General features: G+C 60.4%; 20 protein-coding genes. 12 read left to right on the top strand and 8 right to left on the bottom strand.

Annotated elements, in window-relative coordinates; all coding sequences use genetic code 11:
• Nucleotides 1–37 precede the first annotated feature (37 nt).
• Nucleotides 38–1,444 carry a PLP-dependent aminotransferase family protein gene (locus ACCD02_RS23060; RefSeq protein WP_413307014.1) on the bottom strand — a complete coding sequence of 469 codons (1,407 nt, stop codon included), beginning with the start codon at nucleotides 1,442–1,444 and terminating at the stop codon, nucleotides 38–40.
• Between the two features lie 169 nt (nucleotides 1,445–1,613).
• On the opposite strand from ACCD02_RS23060, the gene ACCD02_RS23055 reads away from it, so the two are divergent.
• From ACCD02_RS23055 to ACCD02_RS23045, 3 genes are all read left to right on the top strand, one after another.
• Nucleotides 1,614–3,041 (top strand): MmgE/PrpD family protein, encoded by a 1,428-nt coding sequence (locus ACCD02_RS23055; RefSeq protein WP_413307012.1) that lies wholly within the window; start codon nucleotides 1,614–1,616, stop codon nucleotides 3,039–3,041.
• Nucleotides 3,042–3,061: 20 nt separating this feature from the next.
• The gene (locus ACCD02_RS23050) at nucleotides 3,062–4,315 is read left to right on the top strand and encodes an MFS transporter (protein WP_413307009.1); all 1,254 of its coding nucleotides are present in this window, start codon (nucleotides 3,062–3,064) and stop codon (nucleotides 4,313–4,315) included.
• 154 nt (nucleotides 4,316–4,469) lie between these two features.
• Nucleotides 4,470–5,780, top strand: a complete 1,311-nt coding sequence (locus tag ACCD02_RS23045; RefSeq protein WP_413307006.1) for an MFS transporter — start codon at nucleotides 4,470–4,472, stop codon at nucleotides 5,778–5,780.
• A gap of 251 nt (nucleotides 5,781–6,031) precedes the next feature.
• Here the strand turns inward: ACCD02_RS23045 and aldA are convergent, their stop codons facing one another.
• From aldA to ACCD02_RS23025, 4 genes are read right to left on the bottom strand one after another with little or no spacing between them, the layout of a single operon-like run.
• The gene (gene aldA, locus ACCD02_RS23040) at nucleotides 6,032–7,465 is read right to left on the bottom strand and encodes an aldehyde dehydrogenase (RefSeq protein WP_413307004.1); all 1,434 of its coding nucleotides are present in this window, start codon (nucleotides 7,463–7,465) and stop codon (nucleotides 6,032–6,034) included.
• Between the two features lie 18 nt (nucleotides 7,466–7,483).
• A complete protein-coding gene (locus tag ACCD02_RS23035) occupies nucleotides 7,484–8,284 on the bottom strand; it encodes an aldolase/citrate lyase family protein (protein ID WP_413307001.1) in 801 nt (266 codons plus the stop codon).
• Between the two features lie 30 nt (nucleotides 8,285–8,314).
• Nucleotides 8,315–9,499, bottom strand: coding sequence for an L-rhamnonate dehydratase (gene rhmD, locus ACCD02_RS23030; protein ID WP_413306998.1), 1,185 nt, complete (start codon nucleotides 9,497–9,499; stop codon nucleotides 8,315–8,317).
• Between the two features lie 13 nt (nucleotides 9,500–9,512).
• Entirely contained in the window at nucleotides 9,513–10,811 is a 1,299-nt protein-coding gene (locus tag ACCD02_RS23025; protein WP_413306995.1) for an MFS transporter, read from the bottom strand.
• Nucleotides 10,812–10,956: 145 nt separating this feature from the next.
• Here ACCD02_RS23025 and ACCD02_RS23020 point away from each other — a divergent pair, with 145 nt between their 5' ends.
• A complete protein-coding gene (locus ACCD02_RS23020) occupies nucleotides 10,957–11,922 on the top strand; it encodes a LysR family transcriptional regulator (RefSeq protein ID WP_413306993.1) in 966 nt (321 codons plus the stop codon).
• Between the two features lie 78 nt (nucleotides 11,923–12,000).
• Here the strand turns inward: ACCD02_RS23020 and ACCD02_RS23015 are convergent, their stop codons facing one another.
• The gene (locus tag ACCD02_RS23015) at nucleotides 12,001–12,228 is read right to left on the bottom strand and encodes a tautomerase family protein (protein WP_413306991.1); all 228 of its coding nucleotides are present in this window, start codon (nucleotides 12,226–12,228) and stop codon (nucleotides 12,001–12,003) included.
• A 24-nt stretch (nucleotides 12,229–12,252) separates the two neighbouring features.
• Nucleotides 12,253–12,993 carry an SDR family NAD(P)-dependent oxidoreductase gene (locus tag ACCD02_RS23010; RefSeq protein WP_413306988.1) on the bottom strand — a complete coding sequence of 247 codons (741 nt, stop codon included), beginning with the start codon at nucleotides 12,991–12,993 and terminating at the stop codon, nucleotides 12,253–12,255.
• Nucleotides 12,994–13,116: 123 nt separating this feature from the next.
• Between ACCD02_RS23010 and ACCD02_RS23005 the strand changes: the two genes are divergently transcribed.
• A complete protein-coding gene (locus ACCD02_RS23005) occupies nucleotides 13,117–14,046 on the top strand; it encodes a LysR family transcriptional regulator (protein WP_413306985.1) in 930 nt (309 codons plus the stop codon).
• On the opposite strand, the gene ACCD02_RS23000 is transcribed toward ACCD02_RS23005, so the two are convergent.
• Nucleotides 14,013–14,822: a phytanoyl-CoA dioxygenase family protein gene (locus tag ACCD02_RS23000; RefSeq protein ID WP_413306982.1), complete on the bottom strand. Its 810-nt coding sequence runs from the start codon at nucleotides 14,820–14,822 to the stop codon at nucleotides 14,013–14,015. The two genes, ACCD02_RS23005 and ACCD02_RS23000, sit on opposite strands and share 34 nt — an antisense overlap.
• Nucleotides 14,823–15,368: 546 nt before the next feature.
• Between ACCD02_RS23000 and ACCD02_RS22995 the strand changes: the two genes are divergently transcribed.
• From ACCD02_RS22995 to ACCD02_RS22965, 7 genes are read left to right on the top strand one after another with little or no spacing between them, the layout of a single operon-like run.
• Nucleotides 15,369–16,220, top strand: coding sequence for a transporter substrate-binding domain-containing protein (locus ACCD02_RS22995; protein WP_413306979.1), 852 nt, complete (start codon nucleotides 15,369–15,371; stop codon nucleotides 16,218–16,220).
• 9 nt (nucleotides 16,221–16,229) lie between these two features.
• Nucleotides 16,230–16,877, top strand: coding sequence for an amino acid ABC transporter permease (locus tag ACCD02_RS22990; protein ID WP_413306976.1), 648 nt, complete (start codon nucleotides 16,230–16,232; stop codon nucleotides 16,875–16,877).
• Nucleotides 16,874–17,533: an amino acid ABC transporter permease gene (locus tag ACCD02_RS22985; RefSeq protein ID WP_413306973.1), complete on the top strand. Its 660-nt coding sequence runs from the start codon at nucleotides 16,874–16,876 to the stop codon at nucleotides 17,531–17,533. Before ACCD02_RS22990 ends, ACCD02_RS22985 begins: the two co-directional genes overlap by 4 nt.
• 32 nt (nucleotides 17,534–17,565) lie before the next feature.
• Nucleotides 17,566–18,348, top strand: a complete 783-nt coding sequence (locus ACCD02_RS22980) for an amino acid ABC transporter ATP-binding protein (RefSeq protein WP_413307164.1) — start codon at nucleotides 17,566–17,568, stop codon at nucleotides 18,346–18,348.
• Nucleotides 18,349–18,377: 29 nt separating this feature from the next.
• A complete protein-coding gene (locus ACCD02_RS22975; RefSeq protein ID WP_413306970.1) occupies nucleotides 18,378–20,762 on the top strand; it encodes a xanthine dehydrogenase family protein molybdopterin-binding subunit in 2,385 nt (794 codons plus the stop codon).
• Entirely contained in the window at nucleotides 20,759–21,589 is an 831-nt protein-coding gene (locus ACCD02_RS22970; RefSeq protein ID WP_413306967.1) for an FAD binding domain-containing protein, read from the top strand. The genes ACCD02_RS22975 and ACCD02_RS22970 overlap by 4 nt, the downstream gene beginning before the upstream one ends.
• Complete coding sequence (locus ACCD02_RS22965) at nucleotides 21,586–22,065, top strand: (2Fe-2S)-binding protein (RefSeq protein WP_413306964.1); 480 nt, start codon at nucleotides 21,586–21,588, stop codon at nucleotides 22,063–22,065. The genes ACCD02_RS22970 and ACCD02_RS22965 overlap by 4 nt, the downstream gene beginning before the upstream one ends.
• The last annotated feature ends 3 nt before the right edge of the window (nucleotides 22,066–22,068 follow it).

Raw genomic sequence — 22,068 nt, 5'->3', positions numbered from 1 at the left:
TTAAGGCGTTCAACCTGCCAGCCGGGTGCCTCCCGATTCAGGTACCAGCGCCTATCGACCGCAGAAAGGCTAATAACGCAGGCTCATCGGTGCAGCACACATTCAAACGAAACCAGGGTGTTTCCGGCATGCCGCTGCGAAACACCTTGCCCGGTGCAAGCACGATCCCCGCGGCGGCGGCAAGACGCCAGAGTTCGTCCGAACTTTCGTAGGCGGGATGTCGGACCCAGACGAACTTGCCGCCCAGGGGGCGACAGAAGAGTTCGAAACCCAGCCCTTCCAGCAGCGTTTCCGTATTGGCCAAACGCTCGGCGAGGCGTGTGCGAAGGCGTTCCAGTGAGCGGCGGTAATGGCCTTCAGTCAAGGCGTGGAACACCAGTCTTTCGTTGATCTGGCTACTGGCAATACTGGTGATCATTTTCAGGCTGCACAAGTCGCGCACCGCGCCTTGCGGTGCGGCAATAAAGCCGACCCGTGCTGCGGCCGAGAGCGTCTTGGAAAAACTGCCGACGTAAAACACCCGATGCAACTGATCCAATGCCGCGATGCGCGTGGCGGGAGCGTCGAGGAAGTCGGCGTAGGTGTCATTTTCCACGATATAAAAATCGCATTCCTCCGCCAGTCTGAGCATCCGGTAGGCGTGGCCTGGCGAAGTGGTGGAACCGGTGGGTGTATGCAGCACTGATTGGGTGAACATGACCTTTGGCCGGTGCTTGCGCGCCAGCTCTTCGAGTATCTGGATATCCGGGCCCTCGGCGGTGCGCGGCACCGCCAGCGCATCGATTCCTTGCAGTTGCAGATTGCTGAACAGGTTGAAATAGCCGGGGTCATCGACCAGTACCGAGTCGCCGGGGCGCAGCAGGTAACGCATGATCAAGTCCACGGCCTGGGTGGCGCCATCGGTCAATAGCAACTGGCTCGAAGGGGTATGAATGCCGAGATCGCTCAGGCGTGTCTGCAACAGATTGCGCAGGGGCAGATAGCCGTAAGGGTCGCCGTATTGCATCAGGTCTGAATCGAGGCGGGTCGCAGCGGACTTTAGGCTGACCCGCAGCATGTCGCTGTCGAGCCACTGCGGCGGCAGGCGGCCGGAACTGACATTGAGCAGACCATCATCGTTGCTCAGATGCGCGCGCAGTTGCCAGAGATGATCGAACGCCTTGGCGATGGGGCTCTGGGTGAGCTCCCTGGCCGTCGTGCGGCGCGCGCGTCGGACGAAAAAACCGCTTCGCGGCCGTGATTCGATCTGCCCCAGAGCGACCAGGCGCTCATAGGCTTCGGTAACCGTATGGGCACTGACCTGATGCTGGCGGGCGAACAGGCGGATCGACGTCATTTTCGTGCCCGGTCGAAGCGTGCCCTGATCGATCAGTCCTCTGAGTTGCTCGACGATCTGTTCCACCAACGACATTTTCAGATTGCTCGACAAGCGAATCAGCGTCATTACCTCTCCTTATCTGTACTGGTAAACGACCAGTACAGCCTCGCCCTTTGATTGGCTTTCTGTACCTCGCGACCGCTGTAGCGGCGAGCTTAGCATGGCTCGGTGTAACGCAATTGCCATGACAGTTGTTCCGGCAGTTGCCCCTTTACCCACTCAGCGGAACCGTCCCATGCAATCAATCCAACCGTACATTTCTGACCTTGAGGGGCAGCGGCCGACAGGAGAGGAAAATCTGTCCCTGAGCCGGCAACTGGCTGCCTGGAGCGCCGATGCCAACCTGGTTTTTTCCGAACTGGCGGTGCAACGAGCCGAGATCGCCATCACTGACGTAATCGGCTGTCTACTGGGCGGCCGTACGGAGCCGGCGGTGCTGAATGCCGGACGGGCTTTTCCGGGCGAAGGAGGCGGTGCCAGCGCCGTGACCAGCCCGTGGCCCGTGGCTGCGACCTGGGCGGCCCTGATCAATGGCTGCGCGGCCCATGTGTTGGATTTCGACGATAACTTCTTTCCTCCGATAACCCATGCCAGCGCCGCGCTGGTCCCGGCACTGCTGGCCCTGGGGGAGGAAATCTGCGCCACCCCTGCCGCGATCGTGCGCGCCTATATCATCGGCCTGGAAATCCAGGCCCAGATCGGCGAGCGGATCAACCCGGCGCATTACGCCGCCGGCTGGCACGCCACGTCGACCATTGGCACCCTCGGCGTGGCCGTGGCCTGTGCGGTGCTGCTGCAACTCGATGAAGACGGCATTGTGCATGCATTGAGTATCGCCAGCAGCCTTGCCGGGGGCAGCAAGCGCCAGTTCGGCTCGATGGTCAAGCCCCTGCATGCAGGCTTCGCGGCGCTGCACGGGGTGATGGCGGCAAGGCTCGCCGCGTCGGGGATCACGGGGGGCGAGGATACGTTGCAGGGGCAATGGTCATTTGCGCAGTTATATGGGGGTGATATCCACACGGCCGAAGCGCCTGCGCGCCTGTTTCCCGTTACGCCACTGGCCATCGAAAAATTCGGTCTGGTCGCCAAGCTCTACCCATCGTGCATGTCCAGTCACCTGGGCATCGATGCGCTGTTGGCCTTGCGCGCAAGTCACGAATTCAGCGTCGCGCAGATCGCCAGGGTCGATCTGTATCTGCCGGGCTTCATGGTGGCGAACCTGCGTTATGAGCAGCCGAGCACGCCGACCGAAGCGCGCTTCAGCATGAACTTCTGCGCGGCGGTGGCGCTGCTCGATGGTGCCCCACGCCTGGGTCATTTCAGCGACGCAGCACTGCTGCGCCCTGAAATACAGCAGTTGATGCCGAAGGTGCATCGCCATGAGCAGCAGGTTTCCCCGCAAGCGGCGCAGTTGCCCTGGGGCGGTGATTGTCTGGCACGAATTGCGCTGAAGGACGGCCGCACCCTCGAACAGTACTGGAGCTACCCGAAAGGTTGCCCGCAAAACCCCTTGAGTGCCGAGGAGCAATGGCAAAAGTTCAGTGACTGCGCCGCAGGCAATGTGGGTGATCAGGCCCTGCGGCCGCTGTTCGACGCGCTTTGCGGTTTTTCCCGGCTGCCCGGCCTGGAAGTGCTTACGACCAGCCTGCGCTGGCACTCTTGATCCAATCTGTGGAAACCGCCATGACGAATACGAGCGAAAACAACACACCGTCACCCACCCGCGCCATGACCTCGGCCTATAGCAGTCGGCACAAAAGCTTCGTGCTCATCACCTTGTTGCTGTCGTGGATCCTCGCCAACGCCGACCGCATGGCCATGAGCATCGCCATTATTCCCATCACCCAAGAGTTTGCCCTCGATGCCAAGGACGCTGGCCTGTTGCTGGGCTCGTTCTATATCAGTTACGCGTTGATGCAACTGGTTGCCGGTTGGCTGGCAGACCGCTTTGGCTCCCGTGCGGTGCTGGTGTTCTGCGTCGCCTGTTGGTCGGTATTTACCAGCCTTACCGGCATGGCTGGATCGTTCTTTGCCCTGGTGGTAATTCGGGTACTGTTCGGCCTCGGCGAGGGCGGTTTTGCTCCGGCCAGTACCGTCACTATTGCTGAAGCTTTCCCGCGGCCTCAGCGGGCCAGGGCCAAGTCCTTGATCATCGGCGCCTCGTTTATAGGCAGCGCCGTCGGCACCGGCGCCATCGCCGCGTTGATGCATGCCCATGGCTGGCGCTTCGCCTATCACGTGTTCGGCGCCATCGGCGTAGGGGTGGCGGTGATGCTCTGGTTTGCCGTGAAACCCTCACCCAAACGCGTAGCCGGTTCCAGAACCAAAGGGCTGTTCGCTGAATTGCTGCGTCAACCCTTGCTACGCAAGGCCATGCTGATCTTCTTTTTCAGCAATATTGTGTATATCGGCCTGGTTTCGTGGATGCCGAGCTTTCTGGTCAAGACCCGGGATATCGACATCCTGCATGTGGGGTTCGCTTCGTCGGTCCCGTACCTGGTGGCCTTTGCTGCGCTCAATTGTGTCGGCTGGCTGCTGGACAAGGTCGGCGACGGTCGTGAGCGGATTTTCATGAGCGTCGGCGCGGCCATGGTGGTGGTGTTCCTCGGCCTTATGATGTTCGTCGACTCACTGCCCTGGCTGCTAACCTTCTGGACCCTGAGCCTGGTGGGTTACACGGCGATCTATGGCACAGTGTTCGCCATCCCGCTCAAGCACTTGGCCGACAGTTCGGTGGGCACGGCTTCGGGCATCATCAACTTTGGTGGTCAGGTCGCCGCCGGTATTGGGCCCATGGTGATCGGTTGGCTGGTCAGTATCGGGCAGGGCTCCTACGGTCTAGCGTTTGGTTTCCTACTGGCGGCCGGAGTGGGGGCCTTGCTGATGGCGCTTAGTTGGCGGCCGACGCCAGTCACAGCAGTGGCGCAGGTTGCCTGAGCCCTGGCGATCATGAGTGTTGTTCAACGGCACAGCGCAAAGGCGCAATCGCTGTGCCCCCGTACAAAGACAGCGGCGCTGGCCTGACCGAAACTTCAGGGTGGATCGACGTTATCCTCGGGCCATCAAAACCATAATAAATAGAGAGAACGCCATGTCACACAGCGCCGCTGCCGTTCAGGCAACCGATGACGACAAAAATGCCGTCTACAAACGCATCACCTTGCGTCTCATCCCGTTTATTTTCATCTGTTACCTGTTCAACTATCTGGACCGGGTCAACGTCGGCTTCGCCAAGCTGCAAATGCTCGACGCCTTGAAGTTCAGCGAAACGGTCTACGGCCTGGGCGCCGGGATCTTCTTCATTGGCTACGTGCTGTGCGGCGTGCCCAGCAACCTGGCCCTGAGCAAGTTCGGCCCGCGACGCTGGATTGCTTTGATGATGATCACCTGGGGTGTGCTCTCGACCTGTCTGTTGTTTGTCACGACTCCCGCGCATTTCTATACCTTGCGCCTGTTTACCGGTGCTGCCGAAGCCGGATTCTTCCCCGGTGTGGTGCTGTATCTCTCGCAATGGTTTCCGACGTTCCGTCGCGGCCGGATCATGGCGCTGTTCATGTCAGCGATTCCAGTATCCGGCCTGCTGGGCAGCCCGTTCTCCGGCTGGATTCTTAATCACTTTGCCTCGGGGCAGGGTGGGCTGGCCGGCTGGCAGTGGATGTTCCTGCTGCAAGGCATTCCCACGGTGATTCTCGGTGCCCTGGCGTTCTTCCTGCTTAGCGACAACTTTGCCAGTGCCAAATGGCTAAGCGCCCATGAGCGCGAAGTGCTGGAGGCCGACCAGGCCACCGATCTGGCCAACAAACCGAAAACCACCAGTGATTCCTTGGCCGCAGTGTTCCGTAACCCGGCGATCTGGGCGTTCGGCCTGATCTACTTCTGCATCCAGAGCGGCGTCTATGCCATCAACTTCTGGCTGCCGTCGATCATCAAGAACATGGGGTTTGCCGATAACCTGGTCATCGGTTGGCTCAGTGCGATCCCTTATCTGCTGGCGGCGGTGTTCATGTTATTGGTCGGGCGCTCTGCTGATCTGCGCAAGGAGCGGCGCTGGCATCTGGTGGTGCCGATGCTGATGGGCGCGGTCGGCCTGCTGATCGCAGTGAATTTCGCCACCACCCCGACCATTGCCATCCTCGGCCTGACCATCGCCACCATGGGCGCACTGACCGGCCTGCCGATGTTCTGGCCGGTACCGACCGCCATGCTCAGTGCCGGTGCGGCCGCCGGGGGCCTGGCTCTGATTAACTCCATGGGCCAGATGGCCGGTTTTCTCAGCCCGTACCTGGTGGGTTTCGTCAAGGATGCCACCGGCTCCACGGACATGGCGCTGTACCTGTTGGCGGCGGTGATTATCGGCGGGAGCGTGCTCGCATTGCGGATGACGCGCACGTTGCGGGTTTAAACGGGTTCGAACGACGCAAAACTTATGATTATCCGCGACTTTGTGGGAGCGAATTCATTCGCGAAGAGGCCGGTGAAGTCAATACATCGTCGTCGGCTGAAACTCCGCTTTCGCGAATGAATTCGCTCCCACAGTTGCGCGTGCATATCGTCGGCTCTGTGGGAGCGGATTCATCCGCGAAGGGGCTGCTCTGGCTTAAAAGCAAACATAGAATCTCCCACAGATTTGCAGGATCTCCCGTGGAGATGGATTCAGGCCTGTATATAAACCACGTGGGTATGAGTGTACTCATACAGCCCATGCTTGCCGTCAGCACCACCCACCCCGGACTTGCGCACGCCGGCATGAAAGCCCTGCATGGCCTCGAAGTTCTCCCGGTTGATGTAGGTTTCGCCGAAATCGATTTCGCGAATCGCGTACATGGCCTTGCTCAGATCCCGGGTGTACAGCGATGAAGTCAACCCGTACTCGCAGTCGTTGGCCAGGGCGATGGCTTCATCAAGGTCGTCGACTATCTGAATCGGCAACACCGGGCCGAAGATCTCTTTGCGCATGATTTCCATATCGGCGCTGCATCCCGCCAGTACCGTCGGTTGATAGTGGTAACCCTGGCCGAGATCGGCAATCTGGCCGCCGGTAATCAGGGATGCGCCTTGTTCCTGGGCTTTCCTGACCTTGGCCGCTACGCTGTCCAGGCCCTGACGGTTGATCAGCGGGCCCATCTCCACTGCAGCATCGGCCAGCGGGTCACCGTAGCGGGTTGCAGCCATGGCGGCGCTGACTTTCTCGATGAACTGATCGGCGACCTTGCGCTCGACGTAGACCCGCTCTGCGCAGTTGCAGACTTGCCCGGTATTGATGATCCGCGAGTCACGAATGGCTTTCACCGCCAGTTCCAGATCGGCATCAGCCAGCACGATGGCCGGGGCCTTACCGCCCAATTCCAGATTGAGCTTGGTGATATTGGGCGCGGCGGCGCTCATGATCCGCGCACCGGTTTCGACGCTGCCGGTAAAGCTGATCATATTCACCTGCTCATGGGCTGACAGCGCCGCACCAACCCGGCCATCACCGCAGACCACGTTAAATACGCCAGCGGGCAGATCGGTTTCGGCCACCAGACGGGCGAATTCGAAGCAGTTATTCGGGGTTTCCTCGCTGGGCTTGATGACGACGGTATTGCCGGTGATCAAAGCTGGCGCCATCTTGCGGGCAATCAGAAAGAACGGAAAGTTCCACGGCAGGATCCCGGCCACCACGCCCAGTGGCTTGCGGAACATGAAGATATTCTCGCCGGGACGGTCGCTGGTGATGATCTCGCCTTCGATGCGTCGCGCCCATTCGGCCATGTAGTCCAGGTAGTCGGCAGTGAAATTCACCTCCACTTCGGCCAAACCATAAATCTTGCCCTGTTCCAGGGTGATGGTGCGGGCCAGATGCGCCACATTTTCCCGCAGCTTGCTGGCGATCCTGCGCAAGTACCCGGCGCGTTCGATGGCCGGGCGACGTGCCCAGGCCGACTGGGCGGAGCGGGCAGCGGCCAGGGCACGGTCCACTTGCTCGGTGTCGGACGCGGGCACCTGAGCCAATACGGCACCTGTGGCCGGGTTGAGCACATCAAAATGCTCGGAACTGGGGACGAACTCACCGTTGATGTAGTTTTTGTAGACGGGTACTGAGGTCATGGTCGGGCTCCTTGGCAGTCAATAGGTTCGCGAGGCAGGGCGCTGCTGCTCGGGTTCGCGATAGCGCGCCAGCTTGCTCAGGGCGGCCTGGCGCATCAGGCTGATATCGATGGCCACGGCAATGAACTGGCAGCCCCAGCTCTGATAACGCCGGGCGTCGTCTTCAGCGGGCGCGAGGATGCCGCTGAGTTTGCCCGCTGCCAGAGTGGCGTCGATGGCGTCGCGGATTTTTTCCTGCACTTCGGGATGGGACGGGTTGCCGATATGGCCAAGTCCGGTGGACAGGTCCGCAGGGCCAATAAACACAGCGTCAACGCCTTCGACGGCGGCAATGGCGGCGACGTTATCGACCCCAGTGCGGGACTCGACCTGAACAATCAGGCACAGCTCTTCATGGGCCGTATTGATGTAGTCAGGCACGCCGTCCCAGCGAGTGGCACGGGTCAGACCGCCGCCGACGCCGCGGATGCCGTGAGGCGGGTAGCGCATGGCTCGAACCAGAGCCTTGGCCTGATCTGCAGTCTCGACCATGGGAATCATCAGGGTCTGGGTGCCGATATCCAGCAGTTGCTTGATCAATACAGGATCATGGCCAACGGCGCGCACGATGGGCGCCGTCGCGTAAGGCGCCACGGCCTGTAGCTGGGCAAGGATCGACGGCACGGTGTTGGGTGCGTGTTCACCGTCGATCAGCATCCAGTCGTAGCCGAAGCTGGCGGTGATTTCCGCGCCGTAGCCGGTAGCGAATCCGGCCCAGATACCGTACTGCGATTCACCCTTGGCCATGGCGGCCTTGAACGGGTTGCGGGGCATTTTCATAAGGGACTCCTGTCGAGCGAATGGGCGCGATCAATGCTGATAAGGGCGATGCAGCTGACATTCGGGGTTCAAAGTGACGCCGAAGCCAGGCTGATCGAGTTTAGACAGGCGCATGCGGCCATTTTCCGGCACTGGCTCGCCGAGCAGTTGCGGATGGAACATCGGCACGACCCGGTCAGCCTTGGGAGCCATCATCAGGAACTCAGCGAAAGGGCTGTTGGTGCGCGTGGCGACGAAGTGGTAGCTATACACCGATGAACCGTGGGGCACGACCATGGCGCTATGGGCATCGGCCAGAGCGGAAATCTTGATCAGCTCGGTAATGCCGCCGCACCAGCCAACGTCCGGCTGGATGATGTCGCAGCAGCCCATTTCCAACAGCATGCGGAAGCCCCAACGGGTGGCTTCGTGTTCGCCGGTGGTGACCAGCATGCCGCTTGGCACGGCTTTTTTCAGGGCGGCATAGCCCCAGTAATCGTCCGGCGACAGCGCTTCCTCGATCCACTTCAGACCGAATTCCCGGGCACCATGGGCCAGCCTGGTCGCATAGTTCAGGTCCAGGCTCATCCAGCAATCGAGCATCAGCCAGAAGTCCTTGCCGACTCGCTCGCGCATCACCGCCAGTTCTTCAAGGTTCTTGCGCAGACCTTCCTCACCCTCGGCAGGGCCGTGGTGCAGGGGCAGCTTGCCGCCGATAAAGCCCATTTTCTGCGCCAGGTCCGGACGCGCGCCGGTGGCATAGAACTGCAATTCGTCCCTCACGGCGCCGCCGAGCAACTGGTGCACGGGCTCCTTGCGCACCTTGCCGAGCAAGTCCCACAGTGCCAGGTCGATACCGGAGATGGTGTTGATCACCAGACCCTTGCGCCCATAGTACTGGGAGGAAAAGTACATCTGGTCCCAGATGCGCTCGATATCGGTGACCTTGGCGCCTTCGACGAACCGCGCCAAATGCTTCTCGACGATATAGGCCGCAGGCTCGCCGCCGGTGGTCACGGCAAAGCCGATATTGCCTTCGCAATCCTCGATTTCCACCACCAGGGTGCCGAGTACATTGATGCCGAAACTGCGTCGGCTCTGACGGTACTCGGGGTATTTGCTCATGGGGGTGGCGATATGGTCGTCGATCCAGTGACCGTCGCCCTGGTCGTGATAGTCGGCGCCGCCGCCACGCAGAACGAAGGCTCGCACATGTTTGATGGTTGGAATGGCCATGGTTGATCCCTCTTTACAGCTGAAAGCTGGGTTGATTATGTGAGGCCGACGGGCGCGGGGCACGAATGCCCATGACCAGCGCGGCAGCAATCAATGTGGTGGTAGCCAGCAGGTAAAGGCCTGCTGCCGGCGAGTGAAATGCCCCTTCGGCCCAGTTCTTCAGAATCGGCGCGATGAACCCGCCGAGTGCGCCAAAGGAGTTGATCAGGGCGATGGCGCCTGCTGCGGCCGACCCGGCCAGGAAGCTGCCGGGAAAGGTCCAGAACACCGGCTGTACCGCAATGAAGCCCGAAGCGGCGAAGCACAGCGCCAGAATGCCCAGCAGAGGACTGGTGAACGTCACCGAGGCGGCAATGCCCAGGCCCGAGACCACCAGGGTCAACGCCGCGACAGTGCGGCGTTGGCCTGTGCGATCAGCCAGGGCGGGGATCTGCCAGGCAGCGAGCAGGGCGCAGAGCCATGGCACGGCGCTGACTACGCCAACCATCAGACCGACTTTGGTGCCCAGCAGGCCGGCCACCTGGGTGGGCAGATAGAACACCACGCCATAAACGCTGGCCTGGATCAGCAGATAGATCAGGCAAAGGTACAGAACCGCCGGCTGGCACAGGACCTTGAGCAGACTGCCATGGCTTTGCTTGCGGCTGTCTTCGGCATCCAGTACCGCTTGCAGCTGGTTGCGTTCTTCAGGGCTGAGCCACTTGGCGTCTGCCGGGCGATTGTCCAGATAAAAGTACGCCCAGATACCTACAGCGGTGGCCATCAGGCCTTCCACTGCAAACAGCCATTGCCAGCCGTGGCTGCCCAGAAAGCCGTCAAGTTCCAGCAGCAGGCCCGACAAGGGGCTGCCGAAGATAAATGCCAGGGGCGCGCCGAAGTAGAAGAAACCCATGGCTTTACCCCGGGAGGCGCCAGGGAACCAGTAGGTCAGGTACAGAATGACGCCGGGAAAGAAGCCCGCCTCCGCGACGCCGAGCAGAAAGCGCAGCACGTAGAAGGTGGTTTCAGTGTGGGCGAAGACCATGGCCGCAGAAATCAGGCCCCAGGTCACCATGATCCGGCACATCCACAGGCGTGCGCCGACTTTATGCATGATCAGGTTGCTCGGTACTTCCAGCAGTGCATAACCGGCAAAGAACACGCCGGCGCCGAAAGCGAATGCCGCATCGCCGATACCGGTATCGGCCTGGAACGCCTGCTTGGCGAAGCCGACATTGGCCCGGTCGAGGAACGCCATGATGTACATCAATAGCAGAAACGGCAGCAGCCGCCAGGAGACCTTGCGCAGCAAGGACACAGGGAGAGTGTTCACGTCAGTTTCCTTTTATTGGAATTATTTGACTGCGTAACGGGTACAGCGTGTTTGTGCCGAGGACTTTACTGCGTCATTACGATGCGTGACTAATCGAATTAAGCTTATAGTTGATACCTTAAAGTTATCGATTGCAGAGAGCGGCATGAGTATCGAACGTTCCCCCCAGCAGTTGTTTGGCCGGTTGCGTTACAAGCATCTGCAGATGCTGGTGGTGCTCGGTTCCAGCCTGAACATGCATCGCGCCTCCCTGAGCATGAATATGTCCCAGCCTGCGGCAACGCGAATGTTGCAGGAAATCGAGGATATGTTCGGCTGCGAGCTGTTCGAACGTTTGCCCCGGGGCATGCGCCCGACAGCCTTGGGTCGTCAGCTTCTGCTTTTTGCCGAGGCGGCACTGGGCGGCCTGGACCGCTGCGCTGCCGACCTGGCCGTGCGCAAGCAGGGTGGCTACGGTTATCTGTCCATCGGCACCATCATGGGCGCGGCGCCGGACCTGGTAATGAACGCCGTGGCGCAGATCAAGGGCCTCAACCCGCAGTTACGCATTCGCATCATGGGCGACACCAGTGATCAGGTGATCCAGTTGCTGGAACAGGGGCGGGTGGATATCGCCATTACCCGACGCAGCTTCGGCAGTGACCATGAGCAATATGAATTCGAGCCTTTAGGCAACGAGCGGCTACTGGCCGTGGTCCACAGCGGTCACCCTCTGGCACGGCGACGCAAGCTGCAATGGGCTGAACTGGTCAGGGACTGGCCCTGGATCCTGCAGCCGGAAACCAGCCCGGCGCGCATCGCCATCGAACAGGCCCTGCAGCGCCTCGACCTGCCAATACCGCCGGATATCATCGAATGCAGCTCGGTGTACTCCATGCAGCAACTGGTGCAATTGACCGATGCGATCATGGTGCTGTCGGAATCGGCGATGCGCGATTACCTGAAGATGGGCCTGGTGGTGGCGCTGCCGGTCACCCTCGACGCACAGATGGCGCCTTTTGGTCTGCTGCGGCGCAAGGGCGAGCCGGTGAGTCAGGAGTTGCAGCAATTTGTCGAATTGCTGCGCGAGCGGGCACAAGATGCATATATGAGAGGAGATGCATACTCGTAGGAGCTGCCGCAGGCTGCGATAGCGGTATCAGCACCACTTTCGCAGCCTGCGGCAGCTCCTACAGTATTCCAATTCACATTATGTGATTGATTTCGAGTCCCCCATTCTCTGCTCCTGCCTGATCTGCGTCGTGGTCTTGCCCTGCCACCCCCAGTTATCGGTCTCCACTTCGTCTATCACCACGAAGGTCGAGATCGGTGGCTTGCCCAGTACCCGGAACAACAGCTCCGTAGTGCCTTCGATCAAGGCCAGTTTCTGTTCGGCGCTGACACCCTCGTTGGTCACACGAATATTGACGTAAGGCATGTTCATCTCTCCGTTGATAGAGGGTTACCAGGTACCGGCAGCAGCGCCACCGTCGACAACCATCACATTGCCGCTGGTGAAGGTTGAATCGGTCAGATAGAGCACGGCATCGACCACGTCTTGCGGGCTGCCGACGGTGCCGCTGGGCGACAGGCCCTTGAGGAAGTTTTGCGTGCCTTCATCCTGATTGTGCAGGGGCGTATTAATGATCCCGGGCGCCACGGCGTTGACCTTGACGTTGAACGGGGCCAGTTCCAGGGCCAGGCCGCGGGTGGCGCTGTTCAGGCCGCCCTTGATCAATACCGGCAGCAGCGCCGGAACCTTGCTATTGGGCTGCATGGCGATACTGGCGGTGATAGTGACGATATGCCCACCGCCGTTTGCCGACATGTGCCTGGCCGCTGCCTGGGACGGGTAGAAAAAGCCCATCAGGTTGGTGCCGACGATGGCATTGACCTGGGCCTCGGTGTAGTCGCCGATCGCGTTGGGGGTGAAGATCCCGGCGTTATTGATCAGGATATCGACCTGGCCAAAGGCGCTGATTGCGGCATCGAACAACGCCTGTGCGGTTTGCGCCTGGGCAATATCTCCGGCCACCAACAGGAAGTTGGCCGGATTACCGAGTTTGCTGGCGGCAGCTTCGAGACGTTCAAGGGTACGGGCATTGCCGACCACGTTGTAGCCGCGTTGCAGATAGGCTTCGGCGATGGCCAGGCCCAGGCCGCTGGACGCGCCGGTGACGATAACGGTTTGTTGGTTGCTCATGACGATGTGCTCCAAATTGGCTGAGGTGCGAGTAGGTGAGCTCACTTTACTTTTGCCAACGGATGCGATAAATCGCCTGCCAGGCAATTGAATTGATACCTCATGTAATTAATAGAGCAGCTTATGTCTCGCCATTTCGATGATGTGCAATTGGGCAGTATCGAGCTGTTCTGTCTGGCGGCCGAGTTCGCCAGCTTCACGGCAGCCGCCCATGCGGCAGGGGTCACGCCTGCCGCCGTGAGCCGGTCGGTGTCGCGGCTGGAAGAGCGTCTGGCGGTACGTCTGTTCGTCCGTACCACGCGGCAGATCCGCCTGACCGACGCCGGGCGCAGCTATTACGAGCAATGTCATCAGGCCCTGGCGCAACTGATAGACGCCGAACGCGAAGTAACGGGCCAGCAGAAAGCCCCCAGCGGCGAGATTCGCATCAGCGCGCCCACGCCTTATGCTCATTATCGTCTGCTGCCCAGACTTGCCGAATTTCGTCGCCTGTATCCGCTGGTCAAGGTGACGGTGCATGTCAGCACCCGCAATATCGATTTTGCCGAGGAGGGCTATGACCTGGTGGTCCGCGGCAAGGCCCCGGACGATACGTCGTTGATCGCACGCCCCCTGGAGGACGCGGAGCTGATCATTGCCGCATCACCTGTGTACTTGCGCGAGCGCGGTACCCCGAGAAGTCTTGAAGACCTGCAGAGCCACGACTGCATTCAGTTCGAATTATCCAGCAGCGGGCGTAACGTGCCCTGGCTGTTCATTGACGAGGGCAAGAACGTCAGCCTGCAGACCTCCGGCAGCGTCACCTGCCTGGAGGATTACCTGGCCACGATCACCATGGCCCGACATGGCGCCGGGCTGGCCCAGGTTTACCGCTTTGTCGTGCAGGACGATCTGGAACGCGGCAGCCTGGTTGAGGTGCTGAGTGCTTTTGGCGGTGCCAGCAGACCTTTCCTGTTGCTGTATCCCCACGCCAGGCACGTGCCGTTGCGGGTCAGGACGTTGATCGAGTTTCTGACCGATCAGCCGCCCTTGACCTCGCCATCGCGATACTGACCCCAGGCCTGATGCAGCTGCGCCATCGACGCCGGGTCGTAATCTATGCTGGGCAAGGCTTCGCTGTCCCAGTGCCCGAACAGGTCTTCGCCGCGGACCAGGGTGGCGCGGCGGCGGCCTATGGTCGAGGTGACATCGGTCGGGATGTAGAAAAAGGCAAAGCCAATGCGTCGATCATCAGTGGTGTTGCAGCGTGAGCTGTGAGCGGTACGCTCGTGATGCATCGAGAATTGCCCGGCAAGCAATGGCATTTCCAGTCCGAGGCTGTCATCCACGCCCACCAGGGACTGGCCCTTGGCGAGCATATTATCCGCAGCATAGGTCTCCTCATGCTGATAGTCAGGTTCGTGATGAGAGCCCGGCAGGATACGCAGACAACCGTTTTCCGACGTTGCATCGGTAAAACCGACCCATACCGTGACTTCCTTATGGGGCGACAGGCCGAAGTAGGTGGAATCCTGGTGCCAGGACACATAGCGCGGGTCGTTGGCGTTCTTGGCGAATACCGAGGCGCCAAACAGCAGGATATTTGGCCCGATCAGGTCTTCGACAGCATCAAGGATCCGGGGATTGCGTGCCAGTTCGACGAAAGCCGGGGAAGCGAGGTGAGCCTTGATCTTCAATGAGCGATTGGCATCTTCGCCCACATGGGCCTCATAAGCTTCGATCCTTGCGCGGTAAGCCGCCGCATCCTCGGTGTTCATGGCGCGTAACGGATAGACATAGCCGTGCTGCTGGAAATGTTCGACTTGTGCCGGGGTCAGGTGCTTGGTCATGGAGGGTCTCTCAAAGGATGAGGCGTCGATGATCCCCTTAGCCAGAACCGTGCCGGGATCATCTGTGCAACCTGAAAGCCATTGAAAACACAGTATTAATGCCTGCGATAAGGTGGTTGTAAAAAATGTATGCCATACCACCTAAATTGGCTGATAAAGGCGAGACCTCTGGCATTCAACGGTACCCTTTAAGACTGAAAAACCAGTATAAACATGGATATACGTCGTCGAGAGCGACTTCTTTCAGGTATGTATTATTCCAAAGACAAGATTCAATCTCATTTGTAGCGGGTGCGACATTCTGACCATTTGAGAGGCATACCACATAATATTGGGATTATTTTGGTGCGGTTCTGTCCCGATTGTGCACGGAACAGCTTCATTGAAATCCACGGTCATGCTCAAACCCTTTAAAACAGGGGCTTGGACACGCTAAAAATTATGTGGCATGCCACTTGCTTCGTTCCATGCAGCGCCTCCCGGTGCTGCCACGCCGGCCCGTCTCTCGATGGACCGGTTTCCAAATGGACCCAGCAAGGAATTTCCATGACTGCTCTTCTGCACAACCTCAAGTGTCGCAAGCGTATCGGCAAGTCGGTGGCAACGTTGGTGATGGCCATGACCGCTGCACTGGCCAATACGGCCATGAGTCATGCGGCTACCCTCGATGAAGTCAAGAGCCGCGGATACCTGCTCGTGGCCACCGAAGATGACTATCGCCCCTTCGAGTTCATGGAAGAGGGCAAGGCTACCGGTTATGACAATGAACTGCTGGCCCTGATAGAAAAGTCCTCCGGCGTGAAGATTCGCCAGCAAGTGCTGCCCTGGGCCGGGATCCTGCCAGGGGTGACCACCGGCAAATACGACATGGCGCTGTCGGCCGTACTGGTCACCACCGCGCGCAAGGCCACATTTGATTTCACCTCGCCTACCGCACAGACCACCACTTACTTCGCGACCAAGAAAGGCAGTCCGATCCTCAAGCCCGAAGACCTGATCGGCAAGACCGTGGGCGCAGAGACCGGGAGTGCCATGCTCACCGACCTCAAAGACTTCGACGCCAAACTCAAGGCCAAGGGCAAGGGGCTAAAGGAAATTGTCGAATACCACGGCTATCCCGAAGCCTATCAGGACCTGGGCAATGGTCGCCTGGATGCGGTCGCCAACACCGATCTGTCGCTGATGTCCCTGGTCAAGGAGCGCAGTGACATGTTTGTCATGGGCAAGCCGATCGGCGAGCCGACCTATCTCGCCTGGGCTGTGGCCAAGGGCAACACCAGTGTCTTGAAGATGGTCGATACCGCGTTGCTTGAGCTGCGCAAGAACGGCGAGATGTATCGTCTGCAGAAGAAATGGCTCGGTGAAAGCCATGAAAACATGCCTGCCAACGTTAACTGACAGACGCTCATGACCGCATACGACTACTGGAGCATCTTGCTCGGCGCCTTATCGACGATAGGGGTTTCGCTGGTCAGCATCATCGTCGGCGTACCGCTGGGGCTGGGCCTGGCCCTGATACGCTGGGGCAGGGTGCCGGTAGCTCGGCAGCTGGTGTTTACCTACGTAAGCATCATGCGTTCGTGTCCGGCGGTGACGTTGATCCTGCTGATCTTCTTCGCCTTGCCGCAGTTCGGTATCTCCCTGGACCCGGCGACGGCGGGCATTCTCGCGTTGACTCTGTCGACCGCCGCGTTCAACTGTGAAGTCTGGCGCGGTGCGTTGATCGCGTTCCCGCAGCAGCAATACGACGCAGCGCTGGCCTTCGGTATGCGCCGGGGCCAGCGCCTGCGCTTGATCGTGCTGCCTCAGGTATGGCGTTCGAGCCTTCCCGGCCTGGTCAATGAAATGACCATGCTGCTCAAATCCAGTCCGGCCGTGGCGGTGATCGGCATGGTCGAGATTACCCGCGCCGCCCAGCGAGTCGGCGCACGCACTTACGATCCGCTGCCGCCCTTTATCTTTGCCCTGTTGCTCTACAGCGTGATCGTCTATCTGCTGATTCGCCTCCAGCGTCGTCTCGAACGCCGCAGCGCCGGGCATGAGGTGGCTGTATGAGCAATGACTTCCTGACCATCTGGGGCCAGTTGCCGGATATCGGCGGCGGCTTCCTCAATACGATTATCCTGGTGTGCATCGCGGCGTCGGCTTCGTTGTTGCTGGGGATTGTGCTGACGCCAATGTTGATGTCATCGCGTCCAGGCATCGCCCGCATCACCAACGGCTTCTGCGATGCCATGCGTTGCGTGCCGTTCCTGTTGTTCGTCTACCTGATCTATTTCGCCTTGCCGTCCATGGGCGTGCGCCTGTCCAACTGGACTAGCGGTGTGCTGGCATTGGTGTTGTACAACTCGGCTTATATGGCGGTGCTGCTGCGCGCGGCGTGGCAGGACTTGCCCGCAGACACTATCGAGTCGGCGCGGGCCTTCGGTTTTCACGGCGTCGGCCTGATGCGCCGCATCATCATGCCCCAGGTGCTGATGCGCGCCATTCCCAGCCTCGGCAACCAGCTGATCCAGATCGTCAAGGACAGCGCCTTTCTGTCGATCATCGCGGTGACCGAACTGACCAGCGTGATGAACTCGATCCAGTCCACTTATTTCATTCCGTTTGCTGCGTTTCTCTCGGCGGTGCTGCTGTATTGGCTGCTGTGCCTGTGCATCGAGATCCTGACCAGCCTTCTGACCCGCTACGCCGAGGAGCGTCGAACGTGAACGCACTGCATCAATCCCCCAACGCTGCGCCTGTGGCGACGCAGACCAAGGTGCTGCAATTGCAGGGCATCTCCAAGTGGTTCGGTGATAACCATGTGCTCAAGGATGTGTCCCTGGACGTCATGAACGGCGAGGTCGTGTGCCTGCTGGGGCCGTCCGGCTGTGGCAAATCCACTTTGTTGCGCTGCATCAACTGGCTGGAGCAGCCCAATGCCGGCAGCGTATTTCTCAATGGTCAGCGCATGGGCGCACACAAGGGCGGGCTGAAGATGAACGATGCTGATCTGGCGCAGATGCGTTCGCGGATCGGCATGGTCTTCCAGCATTTCGCCCTGTGGCCCCACTTGACCGTGCTGCAAAACATCATGCAGGCGCCACTGCATGTGCTCAAGCGTGACCCCGACGAGGTGCGCCAGGAAGCCCTGGCGCTGCTGGCCAGAGTTGGCCTGGCAGAAAAAGCCGAGATGTTCCCGGCGCGCTTGTCCGGCGGCCAGAAGCAGCGGGTGGGGATTGCCCGGGCGCTGGCGATGAAGCCCGACATCCTGCTATTCGACGAACCCACCAGTGCCCTGGATCCGATGCTCGTGGGCGAAGTCCTCGAAGTCATCCGCGGCCTGGCGGGCGAGGGCGCGACCATGGTTATCGTCACGCATGAGATGGAGTTTGCCCGTCAGATCGCCAGCCGCGTGGTGTTTATGGACGCCGGAGTCATCGTTGAAAGCGGTGCCCCTGCGCAATTCTTCGGCGCGCCCCAGACCCAACGCGCGCAACAGTTTCTCTCACGCTTTCACGGCGCCACGCCGGCAGCGCGATAACCCACTTGAATGCCACACAGAGGCCAGCTATGACTGACAAGTCGCAACCTTCCAGCCAGGGCATCGGTGCTTCACTGTCACGCAAGGAAGACGATCGCTTCATGCGCGGTCGTGGCAACTACATCGGTAATATCCGTTTTCCGGGCATGCGTGACGTCGCATTCGTGCGCAGTCCGATCGCCCACGGTCACATTCTGCAAATCGAAAAACCCGAGGGAATGGAAAGCTCGGTCTATACGATCGACGACCTGATCGGGGTCAAGCCCATTGTCGCTAACTCCGGATTGCCCGGTTTCAAGACCTCCGAGCAACCGGTCCTGGCCAAGGACAAGGTCCGACAGGTCGGCGAGATGATTGCCATGTGCGTGGCCGACAGCCGAGCTGAAGCCGAGGACATTGCCGGCGCGACTTTCGTCGATTTCGACGAACTGCCTGCGGTGGTCGATATGCTCGCCGCCCGTGAGCCCGGCTCGGCCCTGGTGCACGAGCACTGGGGTGATAATGTCTTTCTGGAAACCCATGTCGACGCCGACCTCGATGAGATTCGCCAGCGCGCCGACATCCATGTCCACCGTGTGCTGCGCACGGCCCGGCAAAGCATGGCGCCCATGGAAGGCCGGGGTGTGGTTGCCTATTGGGATCGTCGCCTGAGCCAGCTCGTGGTTTATACCTCGGCGCAGATGCCCCATATCAATCGCACCGGTCTGGCCGGTTGCCTGGGTCTGGATGAAGGCAGCGTGCGGGTGATCTCGCCGGATGTCGGTGGTGGCTTCGGCTACAAGGGCATACTGTTGCCGGAAGAGGTCTGCGTGGCCTGGCTGGCCATGCACCTGAATCATCCAGTGCGCTGGATCGAGGATCGCCGGGAGCAATTGGTGGCCAACGCCAACTGTCGTGAACACCACTACGACATCCATGCCTACGCTGACCGTGATGGTCGCCTGCTGGCGGTGGATTGCCTGGCGCATGTGGATTCCGGAGCCTATTCCTCCTATCCGTTTTCCGCCTGCCTGGAAGCGGCGCAGGTCGCCAGTATCCTGCCCGGTCCTTATAAAATGGAGCGCTATCGTTGCCGCACCTGGTCGGTAGCGACCAACAAGCCGCCGATCCTGCCGTATCGCGGCGTGGCCCGGACCGGCGTGTGCTACGCCATCGAAACAGTGATGGACGCCATTGCCGTCGAGGCAGGCCTGGAGCCCTGCGAAGTACGTTTGCGCAATCTGGTCCTGCCCGAAGAAATGCCCTACGACAACATCACGCGTAAACACTTCGACAGCGGCGATTACCCGGAGTCGGTGCGTCGGGCCATGCGCGCCATCGATCTGCCAGCCGTGCGCGCCCGCCAGCAACTGGGCGAAGCGGACGGGCGCCTGATTGGCGTGGGTATGGCGGTGTTCTGCGAACAGGGCGCCCATGGCACCTCGGTGTATTTCGGTTGGGGCATCCCCATGGTGCCTGGCCGCGAACCGGCCAGCCTGCGCCTGACACCGGACGGCATCCTGGAAATTCGTGTCGGCGTGCACTCTCACGGCCAGAGTATGGAAACCACCCTGGCACAAATCGCCAACGAAGTATTGGGCGTTGATCCACAGCGGGTGCGGATTGTCTTTGGCGATACCGGTATGACCCCGTATTCCACCGGGACCTGGGGCTCGCGCTCCATCGTCATGGCCGGTGGCGCCGTAGGGCAGGGCTGCAAGTTGCTGCGCGAGCGCCTGCAGCACGTGGGCGCCTATCTGCTCAAGGACCCGCAGGACAGCGTTAGTTGGTCCAATGGTGGTGTCAGCGGCCCTTCAGGGCAGATCAGCCTGGGTGAGTTGAGCCGTATCTGGTACCTGCAACCCCAGCGCCTGCCGCCCGACACCCACGAAGGCGGCCTGGAAGTCCACACCACCTATCAGGCCCAGCGCGATACCGGAACCTTCAGCTACGCCTGCCACGCCGTGGTGGTCGCGGTGGACCCGCAACTGGGCAAGACCGAGATACTCGATTACGCCATCGTCGAAGACGGCGGCAAGCTGATCAACCCGATGGTCGTCGATGGCCAGGTTTACGGCGGCGCCGCCCAAGGCATTGGTACTGCGTTGTACGAAGAAATGCTCTACAGCAAAGAGGGGCAGCCGCTGGCCTCGACCCTGGCCGATTATATTCTGCCGGGGGCCACCGAGGTGCCGTCGATTCGCATCGAGCATATGGAAACCCTGGCGCCTTATACCTCGTTCGGACAGAAGGGTATTGGCGAAAGCGGTGCAATTGGTTCACCTGCGGCGATTGCCAATGCCATCAATGATGCCTTGCGTCCTTTGGGTGTGGAGGTTTCGCAGTTGCCTTTATCACCGCGCGTGGTGTTTGCCGCGCTGGCGGGCAAACGCCGCCAGGCCGTGTCCGCTGAGCCTATGGAGGTGCTGTCATGAAGGCGGTGATGTTCGATTATCAGCAGCCGGCTACTGCCCTGGAGGCCGTGCAATTGCTTCAGGCCAGCGAAGGCATGGGCAAGATCGTCTCCGGCAGTCAGTCACTGGGGCCGATGATGAACCTGCGTCTGGTCCAGCCTGAACAGTTGATCGACGTACGCCAACTGGGCGAATTGCGTGCCTGCGTGGAAGAGCCGGGTGCTGTGGTGCTCGGCGCGGCCACCACCCACGCCAATATCGAAGACGGCGTGGTCGCCGATCCGTCCCAAGGGCTGATGCCATTCGTGGCCAAAGGCATTGCCTATCGTGCCGTGCGCAATCGCGGCACCCTGGGTGGCAGCCTTGCCCATGCCGATCCGGCGGCGGACTGGGTCAATGTCATGGCCTTGCTGGACGCCGAGATCCTCCTGCTCGGGCCGAACGGCGAGCGCAGCATCAAGGCCGACGGCTTCATGCTGGGGGCATTCACCACCGAGCTGGCCGAAGACGAAATCATTCGGGCCGTGCGTATCCCGCGCCTGAGCAGCAGCGCGCGCTGGGGCTATTACAAGTTCAATCGCAAGACCGGCGAGTTTGCCGAGGCCATCGCTGCCTTTGTCGACGACCCGCAGCGCGGTGTAAGGCGCGCGATCATCGGTGCGGTGGATGGCGCGCCGCAAGTAATCGAACAGGCCGGGGCGCTGATCGATACCTGGAACGATCAACTGGCCGATCCCTGGCTGTTAGCTGCCGGCATTGAGCCCGGCAGTTACGAGTATGAGACCCATCGCGTTGCGCTACAGCGCGCGGCCCGGCAACTGTCCAGCCCACGAGGAACCCTGGCATGAGTCAATTGATACTGACGGTCAATGGCAAGCAGGTCAGCGCTGAAGTTGAACCGCGTACCCATCTGGCCGACTTCCTGCGCGAAGCACGGGGCCTCACCGGCACCAACATCGGCTGCGAGCAGGGCGTATGTGGCGCCTGCACTCTGATGATCGACGGTGCGCCCATGCGTTCCTGCATCGTCTACGCCGCGTCCTGCAATGGCGCCGAGGTGCGCAGCATCGAAGATTTCGACAATGACCCGGTGATGGGCGAGCTGCGGGCAGCCTTTACCGCCGAACACGCTTTGCAATGCGGCTATTGCACCCCCGGCATGCTCGCCACGGCCCGGGATATTGTGCTGCGCATTCCCGACGCCGATGAAGCGCGGATCCGTCATGAACTGTCCGGCAATCTCTGCCGTTGCACGGGTTACGTGGGGCTGGTCAAGGCCATTACCCGGGTGCTTGCTCAACGTCGCCAGCGGCTGTCGGCCTGACAG

The organism is Pseudomonas sp. Pseusp88 (assembly GCF_047303955.1).
Taxonomy (GTDB): Bacteria; Pseudomonadota; Gammaproteobacteria; order Pseudomonadales; family Pseudomonadaceae; genus Aquipseudomonas.
This window is presented reverse-complemented; position numbering and strand designations above follow the sequence as displayed.

Bases quoted from the DNA above. Each gene is read 5' to 3' on its own strand.
- ACCD02_RS23010 (WP_413306988.1), bottom strand. From the start codon at position 12,993: ATGAGCAACCAACAAACCGTTATCGTCACCGGCGCGTCCAGCGGCCTG.
- ACCD02_RS23050 (WP_413307009.1), top strand. From the start codon at position 3,062: ATGACGAATACGAGCGAAAACAACACACCGTCACCCACCCGCGCCATG.
- ACCD02_RS23035 (WP_413307001.1), bottom strand. From the start codon at position 8,284: ATGAAAATGCCCCGCAACCCGTTCAAGGCCGCCATGGCCAAGGGTGAA.
- ACCD02_RS23000 (WP_413306982.1), bottom strand. From the start codon at position 14,822: ATGACCAAGCACCTGACCCCGGCACAAGTCGAACATTTCCAGCAGCAC.
- ACCD02_RS22970 (WP_413306967.1), top strand. From the start codon at position 20,759: ATGAAGGCGGTGATGTTCGATTATCAGCAGCCGGCTACTGCCCTGGAG.
- ACCD02_RS23060 (WP_413307014.1), bottom strand. From the start codon at position 1,444: ATGACGCTGATTCGCTTGTCGAGCAATCTGAAAATGTCGTTGGTGGAA.
- ACCD02_RS23005 (WP_413306985.1), top strand. From the start codon at position 13,117: ATGTCTCGCCATTTCGATGATGTGCAATTGGGCAGTATCGAGCTGTTC.
- rhmD (WP_413306998.1), bottom strand. From the start codon at position 9,499: ATGGCCATTCCAACCATCAAACATGTGCGAGCCTTCGTTCTGCGTGGC.
- ACCD02_RS22990 (WP_413306976.1), top strand. From the start codon at position 16,230: ATGACCGCATACGACTACTGGAGCATCTTGCTCGGCGCCTTATCGACG.
- ACCD02_RS22985 (WP_413306973.1), top strand. From the start codon at position 16,874: ATGAGCAATGACTTCCTGACCATCTGGGGCCAGTTGCCGGATATCGGC.
- ACCD02_RS23055 (WP_413307012.1), top strand. From the start codon at position 1,614: ATGCAATCAATCCAACCGTACATTTCTGACCTTGAGGGGCAGCGGCCG.
- ACCD02_RS23015 (WP_413306991.1), bottom strand. From the start codon at position 12,228: ATGCCTTACGTCAATATTCGTGTGACCAACGAGGGTGTCAGCGCCGAA.
- ACCD02_RS22965 (WP_413306964.1), top strand. From the start codon at position 21,586: ATGAGTCAATTGATACTGACGGTCAATGGCAAGCAGGTCAGCGCTGAA.
- aldA (WP_413307004.1), bottom strand. From the start codon at position 7,465: ATGACCTCAGTACCCGTCTACAAAAACTACATCAACGGTGAGTTCGTC.
- ACCD02_RS22995 (WP_413306979.1), top strand. From the start codon at position 15,369: ATGACTGCTCTTCTGCACAACCTCAAGTGTCGCAAGCGTATCGGCAAG.
- ACCD02_RS22975 (WP_413306970.1), top strand. From the start codon at position 18,378: ATGACTGACAAGTCGCAACCTTCCAGCCAGGGCATCGGTGCTTCACTG.
- ACCD02_RS23045 (WP_413307006.1), top strand. From the start codon at position 4,470: ATGTCACACAGCGCCGCTGCCGTTCAGGCAACCGATGACGACAAAAAT.
- ACCD02_RS23020 (WP_413306993.1), top strand. From the start codon at position 10,957: ATGAGTATCGAACGTTCCCCCCAGCAGTTGTTTGGCCGGTTGCGTTAC.